Raw genomic sequence first — 15,624 nt, 5'->3', positions numbered from 1 at the left:
CTTGTGTATTAAGCCGCTTGCACCGGTATCCAGGATGCGGATCGATGCGCCGCCGACAGGGCGGCGCATCGCCGGATGGATCACTTCACGCCGAACATCTTTCCGACATCGGCCTTGAACGCGCGGTTGCTATCCGGGCGCCCGTAGAACATGTGACCGCCGGGATAGATCGCCAACTTCACCCGTTCGGCCTGCCCGAAGGCCGGCATCTGGTCGAGGATCAAGCGTGACGCGAAGAACGGACACGACAGGTCGTTGTAGCCGTGCGCGATCAACACATGCATGTTCGGGTCGTTGGCAATGGCCTTGCGCAGGTCGGCGACGGGCTTGTCGTCGGGCGAACCACGATCCCACGCTTCGTTGACCTTGAACGACAGCGCTTCGTAATGCGCATCGGGCTTCCAGCCCACCTCGCGGGTGATGAAGTCCACCACGGCACTGGTAGCCGGCGCGATGATCGCCTCGAGGATCGGGTCACCGGACTGCTGCCGCGCGGCACCCGGGAACGGATCCCATGCGGTGACGTTGGAGTCGTAGACGCTGCCGATCTTCTTCTCCGAGCGATGCGCCTCGCGCAGGAAGGTACTGATACCCACGCGGCCGTCGAGCTTCGCCACCAGCGCGGGATCCAGGCCGGTATAGCCGGAAACTTTCTGCACCATGCGCGCCACGGCGCCCGGATCGGAACGACCGGCAAGGAAATCGACGACGAAGTCCTTGCGCACGTAGTTCTCGACCTCCTGGACGGCCTGCGGCGAGAACCGCCCCTGCTCTTCCAGGTGGCCGGCGGCCATGGACGGCAGGTTGATCATCCAGGGCAACGGCGACAGCGAATCGCCATCGCCAATCGCGGCCGGGTCGATGTACGGCGAAACCATCACCAGCCCGTTCACGCCCACGCCCATGCCGGTTTGCAGGGTGTAGGCGATGCGCGGCGCGCGGTAGCCGCCGTAGCTTTCACCGACGACGTACTTCGGATCGCGCAGGCGGCCCGACTTCACCAGCCAGTCGTAGACCACGCGCGAGAGGTATTTGATGTCCGCCTCGGTCTCGTAGAAATCCTTCTTCGTCGCATCGTCGTCTTCCAGCGAACGCGAGAACCCCGTACCCACCGGATCGATGAAGACTAGGTCGGTCATGTCCAGCCAGGTGGAGGGATTGTCCTTGGTCACCGCGGCGTCGGACGGCGCGTTGCCATCCATGCCGAACTGCACGCGCTTCGGACCGATCGCGCCCATGTTGAGGTACACCGACGACGCACCGGGACCACCGTTGAAGGCGAACGTCACCGGCCGACCCGGGCCCTTGTGTGGCACGACATAGGCGGTATAGACCACCTCGGCGATCTTCTTGCCCTTGTCGTTGCGCACGACGATGGTGCCCACCGTGGCGTCGTACGACAGCATACGGCCGTCCACGCGGACGCTCTGGTGGATCGTCTTGTCCGCAGGCAACGGAGGGAGATCGGACTCGCTCTTCTTGTCTTCGTGGGAGGAGGCATCGGCCTTCTTTTCTTCCGCAAGAACATGCGGCGAAAGCAGCAGCGATGCGGAGCAGAGGACCGCAAACCAGCGCGCGCGGCGGCTGGACGGCAACATCGGGAACGTCATGGCATATCCGGATTGAGCATTCGACAGCATCTGCCCGATGCGGGGCATCCCTTTCATTAACGCCCAGTCAGCTTCATTGCCCCCGTGCCATTGGTCATGAATGGCGAAATACATCGCAGCGGATAGGGCACGAGGCCGGGTGATCCCTTCGCGCCGGAATCGTTCCGCTCATGTAGCGATCGTCTCCAATGCGCGACATGGCGCCGTAAACACGCGTTTCTAGGACGAATCCGATAGGCGCATACGGCACGCGCCGATAGCTTGGGGGGCGCGGCGAATCCCCAGTCGTCGCGCTTATCCATCAGGAGTGATACAGAAATGAAAGCCTCCCACACAGCCGCCTTCCTTTCCCTTGCTGCGCTCGCAGCGCCCCTCGCCCAGGCAGCCGATGTCGATACGGACAGCCGTCGTACCGTCGTGGACAACCAACGTTTCAGCGGCAGCCTGTTTACCGGCACGCTGCATAACAAGTCGCAGGAAAGGGTGTTCACGCCCGATGGCAACCGGCTAAGCCAGCTGAACTGGCGTACGGCCTCCGCACCGGTAATCGGTGCCGACTTCCGATTCCGCATCGACGAGCGCTGGACCTGGGATACCCAGGCATGGACGAAGGTCGCCTCCGGCGGAACACGCATGAGGGACTATGATTTTGAAGGTATCGACGAAGGCCTGGCCGACTGGACCGATCGTTCAACGCACCCCCAGACGACATTGCGCAAAGCCTCCGGTATCGATACCCGCGTCGGCTACACCTTTGCCTCGACAGGCGACTTCTCGTTCCGTGGACTGGCCGGCTATCGCTACAAGGAGCTGAGTTGGGACGGCAACGGCGGAAGCGGTGTCTATTCCAGCCAGTATCAAGAAGCCGACGGCTTTCGCGACACCGTCGAGGCATTCGACGGCAAGGGCATCACCTATACCCAGCGCTGGCGCGCGCCTTACCTGGGTATCGCCACGGATTTCCAACGCGGCAAATGGACCGTGTCCGGGGAACTCACGGGTTCGTTGTGGGCTCGCGGAACAGATCGGGACAACCATATCCCGCGCAACTACATTTCCAGCCTTCGCGGCGGCAACTCGAAGATGATCGGCGCATCGGTCAAGGCGGACTACGCCATCGATAGCCGTTGGTCGCTATCCGCACGAACCAGCTACGAGAAGTACTACGAAACAAGAGGCACCGGTCGGGGAACCCTCGAAGGCGAACCTATCGCCCTCGGCGCGAGCGCCGCCAACCGCAGCATGATGTTCAACGTCGGCGCCACCTACCGGTTCTGATCCCACCACCCTTGTCCGCTCACGTGCGGAACCTGGTCATCCTACGGGGCAAGGGGATGGCCAGGTCTTTTTGGGTTCTCCTTCACTAGGGCGATCGACGGGAGGGAAGTCCGGACGGATCGAAGAACGACAACAACACCTGCCACCATGACATGGATTCGTCTTCCGGTGCCGTGTTGTCATCGGGTGGCGTCTCGTTTTCCCCAGGAATCTCGTCCACGGTATGCAAGACACCGACACCCACGAGGACCGCACCATTACCCGTGTGCCCCAGGCGCTCGGGCACATCGGGATGTTTGTTGAAAAAGCGGTATTGCGGATCCGCGATACTGGCCTGGTCAGCCTTGTCGGCCGCAGGCGTACCCGCCGCCGCGGTACCGATCGTCGCGAGGATGCTGGCTGCTGCCTTCAGTGCCGCTCGCCATCCCGGATGATGCTTCAACGCTTCCAGCGCCTCGCCGCTCTGCGCCACGCCGACACCGACGAGAATATAGACGCCGGATACCTCAACCATCGCCGCGCTCTTTGCGAGCTGCGGTGCGACGCCGTTGGCTACCAGGGAGTCGACGGCACTGGCATAGAGCAGGCCCGAGGTACCAACCGCACTTGCCACGTTCTCGACACCCGGCACCATGATCGCAAGCAAGGTCGCGCCCGCAGCCGCCGCAGCATTTCCCAGCAGGACCACGGCGGCTTTCTGCGACGCCGTAAGCGCGGTGACCACGCCAGCGCCGAAGACGAGCACGGCACCCACCACCGTGGCGACCTTTACCACCATGGTCCATGGCCGATAGGCCATGCCGTCATCGATCGCAGGCGGCTCCTTTCCGACCGGCGAGGAGGGCCTGTCGGACTCAACGGAACGTGGAGGAAACGTCGTGTCGGGGGAATAGGTGATCGAAGGAGAGGCACCCGACCCAACGGACGAGGACGGAAAAGAAGATGTTGCCGAGTTGCCGACCGTCGGAATCGCTACGTTAGGCAATGACGGCAACGCGTTCCGCACCGCCAGATCATCCATGTGAATGCACCAAAGCACATTGGCCGCGAAATCCGCCGTGCCGCCATCGATGGCGACACCTCGCGATGCAGCGCCCGAAACCACCCGGCTTCGCATCGATTCGACGAACCATCGCTTGCCCTCCTCATCAGGGCTCATCGGCAGCATGACATCATCGGCGTACAAGGACTTCAGATGGCCGGCTAGCTTTCCCAATACCCGCATCGCCACGCGCGACGATATTTCCTCCCGCGGAAGCGCCGTCACCCACCCCGTGAGATACGACATGCGGTGATCCGCATCGAAGCGGCGCGCGAACGCGTCTTGATCGATTGCATACCGGTACCCCCCGATATCTGCCCCAGGTATGACGTGACCATCGTCATTTCGATACAGCGAGGCAAACAACTCGAGCGCGCGCACCACTGACGCTGTCCGCGTCCTCTCCACGCCCTCCCCGTCGATACGTTCCAGCATACGGTCCAGCAGCATGCCATTCATCCTGGAAATACCGACCGCGTCATTGCCGATATCGCGTGCGAGAGCATAGGTGTAACTAAGGAGGATATCGAGCGATGACTTCCATTTCGCTGCGTCCGTTTCCAGGGCAAAAGGCCCTGTGAAGCGTCCCTGGCTATCGAATGGCCTGAAATGAATCTCGGTGATCCCGTCGTCATCTACCGAACGAAGGGAGAAGGTTCCATCCGGATGCGCGACCAGGCTTTCGGGATCAGCGTGATAGCGCCGACAGAAACGCCCGAACGTCGCATCCCTGCGTAGTTCGAGCCACGCCGCCGCAACAACGTTCTCGGCGTCTACGGGCGTTATATGGGAAGCCTCCACCCTCGACGCCAACGCCACGATGGCTGGCGGAGGAGGTGGCATGGGAAGCTCGAAGGGCATAAGGCGACGATCGTCCGTTGATCTCCGTCCATCCTACGCAGACGCCAGGATTGCGGACATCGCATCTTTCCCTGAATGGCGTCGTCCCCCGCCGCGTCTATCGCGCTCCCGGCATCGTCGCGAACAAGCGCAGCGCATCGGCGATGGCTCGCTCATGAGCCAGGGTCTGAGCCTTCGCCTTCGTACATTGCGGAACCACCGACCGGCCCGCCTCGGTGCAATCGGCGAGAAAGTCGTAATGCCCTACGCCCACCAGACGATCGATCCGTGCGCCAGGAATAGCGGACGCCGCGACATCGGCATTGGTGGCCGGCGGCGCGACATCGTCGCTCTCTCCTGCCACGATGCCTACCGGCATCCTTAGACGGGCAAACGAAGCGGGATCGATCCCCTGCACGATCGCGGGTGCCATCGCGAAAACCGCTTTCACGCCAGGAATCGAATGGTCCTTGCCGGCGTTCGGCAGTTGGGGGCCGAGCACGGGATCGCCGGCCAGCCTGTGCCGATCCACCTGGGCCAGTTGGGGTGCTTCCATCTGCGGACGACACACGCCATCGTCGGGATGCCTGTCGCAGAAAGCGACGAAATGAGGGACATTCACTCGCGCACCACCCGCCACCAGCGCGGTGAATCCACCCGCCGAGAACCCCGCGACACCCAGGCGATGCGTATCCAGATGCGCAGATACCGTGGCATCGTCTTGCACGGCCCGCCAGGCCGCCTTCAGATCTTCCGCGCGTTCCCACCACAATGCGGCACCGGTCAGGGTGATGTCGCCCCGTCCATTATTGCCAGGATGATCCACCGCCACCACGACATAACCACGTCGTGCGAGCGCCGTCCCGAACCATCCCATCATCCGCGCCGTGCCGCCGAAGCCGTGCGACAGCAACACCACCGGATAGCGGCCGGCGGCAAACGGCGCATCGGGTGCCGCGTGCCCGGGAAGAAACAGCGGCTTGCCAGGCGGCCCGATATCCAGTGGCATTTCCTGTACACCATCCACGGCGGGATACCAGACGGTGATCGCCAGGCGGTCCGAATGACCGGCGTCCCGCAGGGCCGCCGTCGCTGTCGTGGTCGTTCGGTGCAGCTCTCCCACGGTCGCCGCATGGACGCCGAGGGACGATATCGCCAGTAAGGCGAGAATCGTGATTCGCATGGTAGTTCCCCGTGGTGAAGACTGACGCTCAGTCGAGCGGCACCCATATCTCGACGCCGCCCCGTCCCGTGGCCGGATCAAAGGCTTCGTCATAGCGTTCGAATTCCGGCGCATCCGCTGCGATCAGGCCGGCGGCCGGCAACCATGACTGCATAAGTGCCCGCCAGGTCTGCGGAATGGAGCCGACATGGCCGTGATGACGGACGACGGCGTAACGGCGCCTTGGCAATCGAAGTCGCGTGTCATCCGTGCGCGCGCCGGTAAAACTGGCCACTTCGTAGGCTGCCAGATAATCAAAGTTGCCGTCGTCGTCGTTGTTAAAGCACACGCCATAGGCATACCGAGTTCGGCGGGACGGCGACAGACCCATCTCGAAACGCTGCCACTGAGCCGGAATGCCCGCTGTATCGGTGCCTCGATAGCGCGCCGCCAGGCCTGCGAGCAAAAGTGGCCCGGCATCGACCACCCGAGGCACCTGGGCCTCGGGTGGCGCATCCTGCATCACGCGGATCGCCTCGACCAACGTCACGTTGCCCAACCCGTGCTGCCGCACGTCCTCGGGCGTACGCCCGAACTGCTCGCGGAATGCCCGCGTGAACGCCTCGTGCGAGCCATACCCCGCCGCCAGTGCCACCGAGAGGATGTCACGCGCGCCATCGGCAAGTTGGCGCGCGGCTTCGCTCAATCGACGAGCGCGCAGATACCGCACCACCGGACATCCCGTGACGGACTGGAACACCCGGGCCAGATGGTAAGGCGACACCCCCACCGCCCGGGCGACATCCGCCAACGCCAGCGCCTCGCCGGAGTGGCTTTCGATGTACCAGACCGCCTTCTGCACCACCGCCATGCCCGCCCCCGGTTCGCTCTACGGGAACGATCCTACCGGTTCCGCCTGGACGGGGATTTGATCCGGATTGACATGGCCCCGGCCGGCCGCTGTTTCAGGACAAAAGCGTCGAGGACTCCGCCATAGCCCCGGCATTCGCACGCTGTCGGGTATCGGACACGATACGACCGGCGTCCAGCTTCACGACGCGGTCGGCGAGGTGGAAATAACGGTCGTCGTGACTGATCGCCACCACGGTCTTCCCGCGCGCCTTCAGGTCCGGCAGGAGCGAGCGGTAGAAGTAGTCGCGGAAGTGGACGTCCTGGTCGGCCGCCCATTCGTCGAAGAAGAAGATATCGCGGTCTTCCGCATAACACTGGAGAAGCGCCAGGCGCTTGCGTTGCCCGGTGGACAAGGTGAGCTTCGATAGCTCTCCGCCTTCCACGCTCACCAGCGAGCCCAGACCCAGCGTCGCCAGCAGTTCGCGGATGCGCTCGTCCGGCAACGGATCGCCCTTATCGTCGAGCACATGCGGAAATAGGAAGAAATCACCGAACACACCGGTAAAACGGCGCCGATGGTGATCGATATCGGCTGCCACGGGCGCACCATCGACCAGGAGTTCGCCGGAACGCGGTGCGATGAGCGACGCCAGCAGAAGAAGGAGGGTCGACTTGCCGCTGCCGTTCCCCCCCACGATGAACAGCAGCTCCCCACGCCGCACTTCCAGGTCCACGGGCCCTAAGGCGACACGGTCTTCCTGGTCACCGGGATAGGCGTAGCTGACATCACGCAACGCGATTCGATGCCACGAGCAGCTATCCGCCGCGAGGCTCTCCTCCTGAATCGGAATCGCATCGCTATCGAGGTCCAGACCGACCTTCTGGAGGTGCCGCAGGGCCGCGGTACCCACGCCAACCTGTCGCGCCGCGCTGACGATGAAGGCGACCGGTCCGCTCAGGAACAGGGCACCGATCACGAAGCGGAGGATGGTCGCCTGGGGCAGCGAAAGCGCGGCGCTTCCCAGATAGACGATCACGAACACCGACGCGTACAGCATCACCGCCGACCAGGCCTCGTTGAAGCCGAGCCCCGTATGCACCTGTACCGTCAGGCGGCGGGCATGGAAGATCGCCGGACGGATCAGTTCCCGTTCGACATGCCGCGCCCTCGCGGTGTTGAGGGACATTTCCTTTTTCCCCTCGCTGATGAAGCGAAAGTACTCATACAGTTTTTCATTAGCCGCGCGCACGCCGTCGAAGCGATGACGAAGTAGACGTTCGAACACGATCGAGGTCAGCGCCGTCGCGCCGAGGAACACCAGCATGACGCCAAGCAGTGGCAACGAGACGCTGCCAAGGTAGACGACGTAGAGAACCAGCAGCAGGCCGTTGTAGGCAAGCAACGGCGCCACGAGCACCAGCGGCGCGATGCTGGCCACGTCCTCGATGAGCGAACCGAAGACCGTGTGCTTCTCATTGGCGAGCTTCTCGTATTCCAGGTCGATGAAACGGCGCGAAAGGTCCAGGCGCAGTTGCGCCACCAGATCGCCGCCCAGGCGAGCGAGAATAAATTGCGAGGTCGTGCTGGCTGCCAGCACAGCCAGCAGCCACCCGGCGCCGGCCAGCAGCGGGCCGACACGATCGGTACCGATACCGTGGGCGGCGAGGTCGTTGATGCGCGAGAGCAGCATCATCGTCGACAGCGCGCTCGCCGCCGATAGACCCACCGCAGCCAGCACCAGGCCGCGGTGCCGCATGATGAAGCGTTTCAGGATCATCGAGGTGTCCTTCCCTCCTTCGCTGGCCGGTAACGTGCATCCTGCCAGAGAGGCCGTGCGGATACCTGTCGCGTTCGCCATGCAAATTCGGCACGTAACGCCAAGTCCTTGTCCGCGACTCTGCAGAATGATCCGATGGCGTCGTCGCGGAAGCGCCCGCTGCGATGCACGTCCTTCTCATTCCGGGCGCAGACCCATAACACCAGGGAGTACTCCAATGCAGACCGACAAGATCCTTGTGGGTTGGTTGAGTGGTGCCGATAGCGTAGGTGGGTATGACAATCCGGCGGGCTCGCTTTACACCGAGGGCCTGACCAACACGATGATCGCGATGACCAACGCCGAAGTGGCGCTGGACTCCCGCTGTAGCTCCTGTACGGCCTCCCGGCCGGGTGCCTGCTGCTAACAAGCAGCCGTAGCACCGATAGCCGTGGCAGGCCGCCACGGCTATCCCTTCTCCTTCGGTCTTACCACGGGATATCCGGGACGGTCCATGGACGCTTCCGCGCCGCAGAACGCATTCGCTCCTGTCATCGCCTTCCTCACGACCGACGTGCGTCGGCAACTCGCGGCGGACATCGCCTCCCAACCCGGCCTCGACGACGACGAACGACGCCTCGTCTCCGATATGGCGGATCGTGCGTTGCTGCTCAATGCCGAGCGCAAGCTCAATCGCGTCCTCCTACTCGAACTGCATGCCGCCAAGCTTGGCGGCGAGCTGCCGGAAGGTTCCGACGACATCCGCTTCGCCGCCTTCATCGCCCGGGCCACCACGAGCGAGTTCATCGAAGCGATCGAGCGACGCTATCCCGCGCTTGCACCACGATTGACCCGCGTACTTGAACAGCAGCGCCAGGCCATCGTGACGATGCTGGACCGGATCGCCATCGACCGTGAGGCCCTGTCGACGTTCAGTGGACACACGCTTGGCGCGCTGCGCGCGATCCATCTCGGCGAAGGCGATGTCCACGACGCAGGCCAATCCGTCGCGAAGCTGGACTTTGCCGGTGGCACGCTCATGTACAAGCCGCGCTCGCTCCGCGTGGACGCGGCGCTGGAACGCTTCCTCGATACCGTATTCCCGGGCGATCCCTCGCGCATCCGCGTTCCCGCCGTGTTCGATCGGGGAGCGTACGGATGGGCCCATCACGTAGAGCACGTCCACTGCCGCGACGATGCCGAGCTGGACATCTTCTATCGCAACGTCGGGCACTGGCTCGCCGTCATGCGCTTGCTCGGCGGTACCGATATCCACTACGAAAACCTCATCGCTACGTCGATCGTCCCGCACGTGGTGGACGTCGAAAGCTTGTTCGTCACCGAGGTGCCGCTACCTCCCTCGGGCAAGGGGCAGGCCGTGGATCTCGCCCAGGCACTGATCCGCTCGTCGGTATTGCGCACGGGACTTGTCCCCTTCCGCTCGCCCACCCTCGGCCTGGACGGCGTGGATATTTCCGCCATCGGCGCCCTACGCGGCGAACAGCCGAAGATCCGCGTGCCGGAAATCGTCAACGGCGGCACCACCGACGCGCGTGTCGGGCTGGTCAGCATCGACCTGGACGCGGCCAAGAACCATCCCTGCGCGGATCCGGACATTTCGCGCTTCTGGGAACGGATCGTCGATGGTTTCCTGAGCGTCACGGCAACGCTGTCGGAAATGCATCGCCAAGGCGCACTCAAGCCGCTTCTGCACGCCTTCGTCGGCTGCCGCATCCGGCAGATCCTGCGACCCACCCAGGCCTACGTAGAAGTGATGCGCATGCTCTGGCACCCCGCATCGCTGCACGATGAAGCCGCCGCGGTAGCGCGGGCCACCGAGCTGCTCTCGCTCAACGCCGCCGCCATTCCTATCGCCCCGTCCGATCCGACCATCATCGCTGGCGAGATCGACGACATGCGCTACGGCGATGTCCCCGTCTTCGCCAATGCCCTCGATCCGGCCCAACTGGGCGAGGTGTTCCAGGCCTGGCTGGACATGCGCCTCGAACTGGAGGAACTGACCATTCGTGGCGCGCTCGTGACCGCGCATCTCAACGTGCGCCTCAACGACGACAAACGCCTCCCCTACGATCTTGCCGCCCGGCATCCGTATGCCGCCGACCTCGACCGGCGTCGGCGGGCGCTGCTGCGACGGACCCTGGAACAATTGCTGCGCCTGTCCGTACGTGGCGACGACGGCACGATCACCTGGATCAGCCCCATCCTCGGCCGCAGCGGCTGGACCATGCGCACCTTGCAGCCAAACCTCTACGTAGGCCTGGGCGGTATCGTCCTGACGCTCGCCAGCTACGCGGAAGAGGTACGGCACGGCCGCGCCGATGCCATCGAGGGCGTCGACGAGGCCCTTGAGGGTGCGCTGCGCGTGCTCCGCGCCTCCGAGCGGATCGACGATGCCGACGCGGTCGGCGGTTTCATTGGCCTGGGATCGCAAATCCAGACATGGCTTACCCTCGACCAGGTCCGCCCGAACGAGGGATGGCTGGACGAAGCGATACGGCAGGCCGTTCGTCTGGAACGCAAGGACATCGAGAACGAAACTGTCCTCGATATCCTCGAAGGCGTCAGCGGCATGATCGTGCCCCTGCTCAATCTCGCGGAAGCCACGCGCGACCGACGCTGGCTGTCGCTGGCGGCGCGTGCGGGACACCATCTGGAAGCCACCGCGATCGTCGATGCGCAGGGCGCACGCTGGCCCGCTTCCGTCTTCGACGAGCCGCTGGGTGGGTTCGCCCATGGCGCCACGGGAACCGGCTGGGCCCTTGCACGCCTGGGCCTCAGTCGCGCGGGTGACGATGATGACCGGCGGCGCTGGCTGTCCCTCGCCGAGCGCGCCTTCGACTTCGAGGAATCGCTGTGGCATGACGCGTCGGGCAACTGGATCGACGTACGCAAGCCCGAAAGCCGCGACTTCGCCGACAGCTGGTGCCACGGCAGCGTAGGCATCGGTTTCGCCGCCTGCGATCTGTACGAACGCACCGGCGATCCCCGCCATCTGCATACGCTTCGTCGCGCCGTTCGCGCGGCGGCGGCCGGTGCCTGGGGGCACAACCATACGCTGTGCCACGGCGACCTCAGCGTATGGGAACTCATGGATCGCGCCGCGCGCATCGATCCGGCTCTGGTGCCGCCTGTTGAGATGCCCGGTGTGGCCCTCGTGCTCTCCAGCATCGAAGAGCACGGCATGGTCGGCGGCCTGGCCCGCGACGCCTACAATCCCGGCCTGATGAGCGGCGTCTCCGGTTCGATCCTCCAGTTGGGCCGCATGCATCCGGAGTGCCGCTTCCCCTCACCCTTGCTGATGGAATACCGGCTGCGCACGGCGGCCGTGACATCGATCGGCGAGCGTGACGAGGCCATCGCCTACTGAGGCTTGCCGGACGCCTCCACCGACGACACCGCGGCATCGAGTCGCCGCGATGCCACGGCCTGCGCATCGCGGCGCCGGCCCTCGCGTTCACGCTCCGCTGCGATCTCGGTCCTCGCCGTGGCGATCATGCGGCGCACGGCATCCGGCGCGGGGCCGCCCTCGCCATTTCGCCTGGCCACGCCACGAACGGGATCGAGGGCATCGCGGATAGCGGCATCGGATATCGTCAGGCCGTGGCCAAGCTGGGCCTTGGCGGCACGCTGGATCATCGCGTTGTCGATACGGTTCGCAGTGACACCCTTGTCGATCGCTTCGTTGACCACCCGCGCGATCACCTCGTGCGCCTCGCGGAAATCGATGCCCGTTTCCCGGACCAGAGCATCCGCCAAATCCGTCATGGTAGAAAAGTTCTCCGCCGCGTAGCGCAGCATGCGCGCCTTGTCCGGTTGCAGCGTTCGCACGACACCGGTCATGGCATGCGTGGCCGCCATCAGCGCATCGATCGAGCGCGGCTCCAGCGGCACGCGCACGACGCTGTGCTGGTACTCGATGGCGTTGAGCGAGGTGAGCACCGAGGTCAACGCGCCGACGCTGTTGGCGGCGATCTGCCGGGTGCGTTCCAGCGAATCGGGGTTCTTCTTCTGCGGCATGATGGAGCTGATACCCGCGAAGGCAGGGTCGAGCTCGGCCGAACGGTACTCGTCCGTCGACCATAGCTGGATCTCGGAAGCCAATCGACCCAGACCACTGAGGTAGATCGCGTTGTCCGAGGCGAACTCCGCGATATGGTCCCAACCCGCCGTGCCTTCGATGGTATCGACGACCAGGCCATCGAAGCCGAGCAAATCGGCCGTGCGCTTGCGGTCCAATGGCCACCCCGTACCCGCCGATGCCGCCGCGCCCAGGGGACTCTGGTTCATCCGCGCATACAACTGCTCGTAACGGTCGATGCTCTTGCCGAGACTCTCCGATATCGCCATGAGGTAATGCGCCAGGGTGATCGGCTGGGCCTCCTTGCGGTGCGTGTAGACCACCATCACCGTATCGAGGTGATCCGCCGCCTTGTCCACCACCGTGGCACGCAGTGCGATCAACGCGGTGATGACCTCGTCGAGGCGTTCACGGTAGTACATGCGATTCACCGTGTTGGCCAGGTCGTTCCGGCTGCGCCCGGTGTGCATGCGCCCGGCCACCGGGCCAATCGCCTTGATCAATGCGGCTTCGAAAGGCAGGTACGTGCGCAGCGACGCATCCGTTTTCGCCCGCGCATCCACGACGTCGAGGCCGCGGAGGATCTTCGCGGCGTCGGTGTGCCCGATGATGCCGCGCTCCGCCAGCATCACGACATGGGCACGGTGGACGCGCACCTCATAGGGAAACGTGGCGTCCGGCAACGTCTGGGCCGCTGCGTCGAAATCGTAGAGCTCCTGGAATTCCGCTGCCTTGGGCACGCTGGTCCGACCGATGCGCGTGGCGTCGTTCGACGTCCCGGCATAAGCGAAAGGCACCATCGCCAGCAAGGTCGCCGTCGCGACGAAACGAAAACGAGCAGTCATATGCGCACTCCAATATTGTTACAACATAACATGTTTGGCGCGAACTCGTTTCGTCTGCAACCTTCATCGCGCACGTCGCGACCACCGCAAGCGCACCGTCTACCTCGTCGCGACGCCTATTCGGCAAGAGTGTCCACGACGTTTGCCCGGAAGGTACTACGTCAAAAAAAACCCTGTTTGGATCGTGGCACTCTTGAGCCACACCCCACCGACGAAGGAACAGGCGTGAACGCAAGTGCGACTCACTGGAACCGCTGGGGTCAGCACTTGGCGATCGCCGGTGCCTATGCTGCGTGCTATGAACTCGCTCGGTATGTGTCGTTTTCCCATTGGATACTGACCGCCGGATTGCGCCTGGCCTGCCTGCTCCTCTTACCTGTGCGCTACTGGCCTGCACTGATACTCGGCGAAACATTGCCCTTGATCGAAAACGCCGTGCTATGCGCGCCACGCTTCGGAACACCCTGGGCGATCTCGGCCTCCGTCCCGATGGTCGTGTTGTGCATGGCGTGGGTAAAACCGCTGCTTCGCCATCGCCCCTTGTTCAACCGCAACGGTCAGCTACGCATGGGCGTGCTCCTTGCCGCCACGCTGGGATGCTCGCTCATCACCGCCGCGTCGACCTCGCTCACCATGCTCGCGGCGCTGCTCGAATCGCCAGGCAAATGGCCCGACATGTCGGTGCCAGCCTATTTCTGGATTTTTGTGCTTGGCGCCTATCTTGGTGCACTCACGGTCACACCCACCGTGCTTGCCTTGCACGAGCGGATACGTCGCGCACCGGGCGCGAATATCGAAACGCTCTGGCACAGCCCCCTCTTCCGCGACTTCGTCCTGGTGGCGTTGCCCCTACTCGCCGGACTGGCGTGGATCGCCACGACCACACAGGACGAGACGATACGCCAGGTGGCACGCATGGCGATGATGCTGCCCATCGTCTTTGTGGGATGGCGCCATGGATGGCACGGAAGTGCCATCGTCGGCATGGCGGCGAGCGTCGCGCTCGCCGCCACCGGGTCGGCTCTGCGCGACCCCGACATGATCCGAAGCCAGGTCGTGCTGGCGCTATTGATCTCTGGCGCCCTGCTGGTCGGCGCGCGTTCGTACCGAGCGGCACATCACCTCACCGCGTGACGTTCGATCAGGGTGAGGACGGCACCAGCGGGTTCTTGAGGCTGCACTCCGCCGGATCTCCATGGCAGTCCACCGGAGCGGCAGACATGAGCATCGAACCGTCGGGCTGGACCGCCACGGTGATCGTCATGACATCGTCGCTATAGACCGTCACGCCGTTCGCCATCCGCGAGGGCACGTAGGTACCTTCCGTGGGGGTTACCCAATGGCTGGCATCCGTACCGACCGGCAGGCCCCCGATGCTCTTGCCATCGTAGGCGATAGCGCCGCGCACACCGCCCGATGCGTCGTTGACCTGGACATAGCGCACGCCGAGACGCTGGAACACGTAGACGTGATAACCAGGATTCGCACTGGCGTCGGTGGTGTTCGGCCAGGACTGGCCGAGCCCGGTGACGGGCGGCGTGGACGCCGTGGCGGAACCCGCGGCAAGCCATACGGCGAGCCCAAGAGAGATGGAAAGACGTACGCGCATGACGGAACTCCGGACGATAGTGGGCAATCGGCAAGAAGCTATCGCACCAGCGTGTGGTAAGCCGGCAAAATGCCCAATTCGCCCATCGATGTAATGCGATCCCTTTACCCCGCCGGTATCCCACCCCATACTCGCCACGCCCGGCGCTGCGCGCTGGTCCACGACTCGTCAGATACGTTTCCAGGGGAGGACACATGGGTTTTTACGGGGACATCGTCATCGCGCTTCCGCAGATCGTCGGCTTCCTGGCGTCCATCGGCATCCTGCTTTTGATGCTGAACGCCTGGCAGAGAACCCGCAACCAGGGCTTTGTCTGGCTGGCCGTCGCCACCACGCTGGGTGAATTGCATTTCATCAGCATGCGATTCGGCTACAACCTGTTCGGCTTCGGCGACATGCAGACCTCCATGGCGGTCCACCTGTGGGTCACCACGCTGCTTACCGTGGGCAGCTTCATCGGCTGGCTGGTGCTGAACCAGCAGCTCAAGGCGAAGACGATCCAGCCGCCTCCGCCCTGAGCTGGGCACCGG

Annotated in this window: 12 protein-coding genes; 5 read left to right on the top strand and 7 right to left on the bottom strand. The window is 63.9% G+C overall.

Features of this window, described 5'->3' with window-relative positions:
• Positions 1-80: 80 nt before the first annotated feature.
• The gene (locus GAK28_RS19610; RefSeq protein WP_291783369.1) at positions 81-1,610 is read right to left on the bottom strand and encodes a peptidase S10; all 1,530 of its coding nucleotides are present in this window, start codon (positions 1,608-1,610) and stop codon (positions 81-83) included.
• Positions 1,611-1,928: 318 nt separating this feature from the next.
• Here GAK28_RS19610 and GAK28_RS19605 point away from each other — a divergent pair, with 318 nt between their 5' ends.
• Complete coding sequence (locus tag GAK28_RS19605; RefSeq protein ID WP_291783366.1) at positions 1,929-2,888, top strand: omptin family outer membrane protease; 960 nt, start codon at positions 1,929-1,931, stop codon at positions 2,886-2,888.
• A gap of 85 nt (positions 2,889-2,973) precedes the next feature.
• On the opposite strand, the gene GAK28_RS19600 is transcribed toward GAK28_RS19605, so the two are convergent.
• The 4 genes from GAK28_RS19600 to GAK28_RS19585 form a co-directional block, all read right to left on the bottom strand.
• The gene (locus tag GAK28_RS19600) at positions 2,974-4,791 is read right to left on the bottom strand and encodes a hypothetical protein (protein WP_291783363.1); all 1,818 of its coding nucleotides are present in this window, start codon (positions 4,789-4,791) and stop codon (positions 2,974-2,976) included.
• Positions 4,792-4,888: 97 nt separating this feature from the next.
• Positions 4,889-5,953, bottom strand: coding sequence for an alpha/beta hydrolase (locus tag GAK28_RS19595; RefSeq protein WP_291783361.1), 1,065 nt, complete (start codon positions 5,951-5,953; stop codon positions 4,889-4,891).
• A 28-nt stretch (positions 5,954-5,981) separates the two neighbouring features.
• Entirely contained in the window at positions 5,982-6,803 is an 822-nt protein-coding gene (locus GAK28_RS19590; RefSeq protein WP_291783359.1) for an AraC family transcriptional regulator, read from the bottom strand.
• 94 nt (positions 6,804-6,897) lie between these two features.
• On the bottom strand, positions 6,898-8,562 hold the full coding sequence (locus GAK28_RS19585; RefSeq protein WP_291783356.1) for a cyclic peptide export ABC transporter: 1,665 nt from the start codon (positions 8,560-8,562) through the stop codon (positions 6,898-6,900).
• A gap of 217 nt (positions 8,563-8,779) precedes the next feature.
• On the opposite strand from GAK28_RS19585, the gene GAK28_RS19580 reads away from it, so the two are divergent.
• Together GAK28_RS19580 and GAK28_RS19575 are read left to right on the top strand one after the other, a co-directional pair.
• Positions 8,780-8,968, top strand: a complete 189-nt coding sequence (locus tag GAK28_RS19580) for a DUF6229 family protein (protein WP_291783353.1) — start codon at positions 8,780-8,782, stop codon at positions 8,966-8,968.
• 87 nt (positions 8,969-9,055) lie between these two features.
• Positions 9,056-11,929, top strand: coding sequence for a type 2 lanthipeptide synthetase LanM family protein (locus GAK28_RS19575; protein ID WP_291783349.1), 2,874 nt, complete (start codon positions 9,056-9,058; stop codon positions 11,927-11,929).
• Here GAK28_RS19575 and argH read toward each other — a convergent pair.
• Positions 11,923-13,485, bottom strand: a complete 1,563-nt coding sequence (gene argH, locus GAK28_RS19570) for an argininosuccinate lyase (protein WP_291783346.1) — start codon at positions 13,483-13,485, stop codon at positions 11,923-11,925. The two genes, GAK28_RS19575 and argH, sit on opposite strands and share 7 nt — an antisense overlap.
• Positions 13,486-13,710: 225 nt before the next feature.
• Between argH and GAK28_RS19565 the strand changes: the two genes are divergently transcribed.
• Entirely contained in the window at positions 13,711-14,619 is a 909-nt protein-coding gene (locus GAK28_RS19565) for an MASE1 domain-containing protein (protein WP_291783343.1), read from the top strand.
• A 7-nt stretch (positions 14,620-14,626) separates the two neighbouring features.
• Here the strand turns inward: GAK28_RS19565 and GAK28_RS19560 are convergent, their stop codons facing one another.
• Entirely contained in the window at positions 14,627-15,094 is a 468-nt protein-coding gene (locus GAK28_RS19560) for a hypothetical protein (protein WP_291783340.1), read from the bottom strand.
• 194 nt (positions 15,095-15,288) lie between these two features.
• Between GAK28_RS19560 and GAK28_RS19555 the strand changes: the two genes are divergently transcribed.
• Positions 15,289-15,612, top strand: a complete 324-nt coding sequence (locus GAK28_RS19555; RefSeq protein ID WP_291783337.1) for a hypothetical protein — start codon at positions 15,289-15,291, stop codon at positions 15,610-15,612.
• Positions 15,613-15,624: the final 12 nt, after the last annotated feature.

Source organism: Luteibacter sp. (assembly GCF_009912395.1).
Lineage (GTDB): Bacteria > Pseudomonadota > Gammaproteobacteria > Xanthomonadales > Rhodanobacteraceae > Luteibacter.
This window is presented reverse-complemented; position numbering and strand designations above follow the sequence as displayed.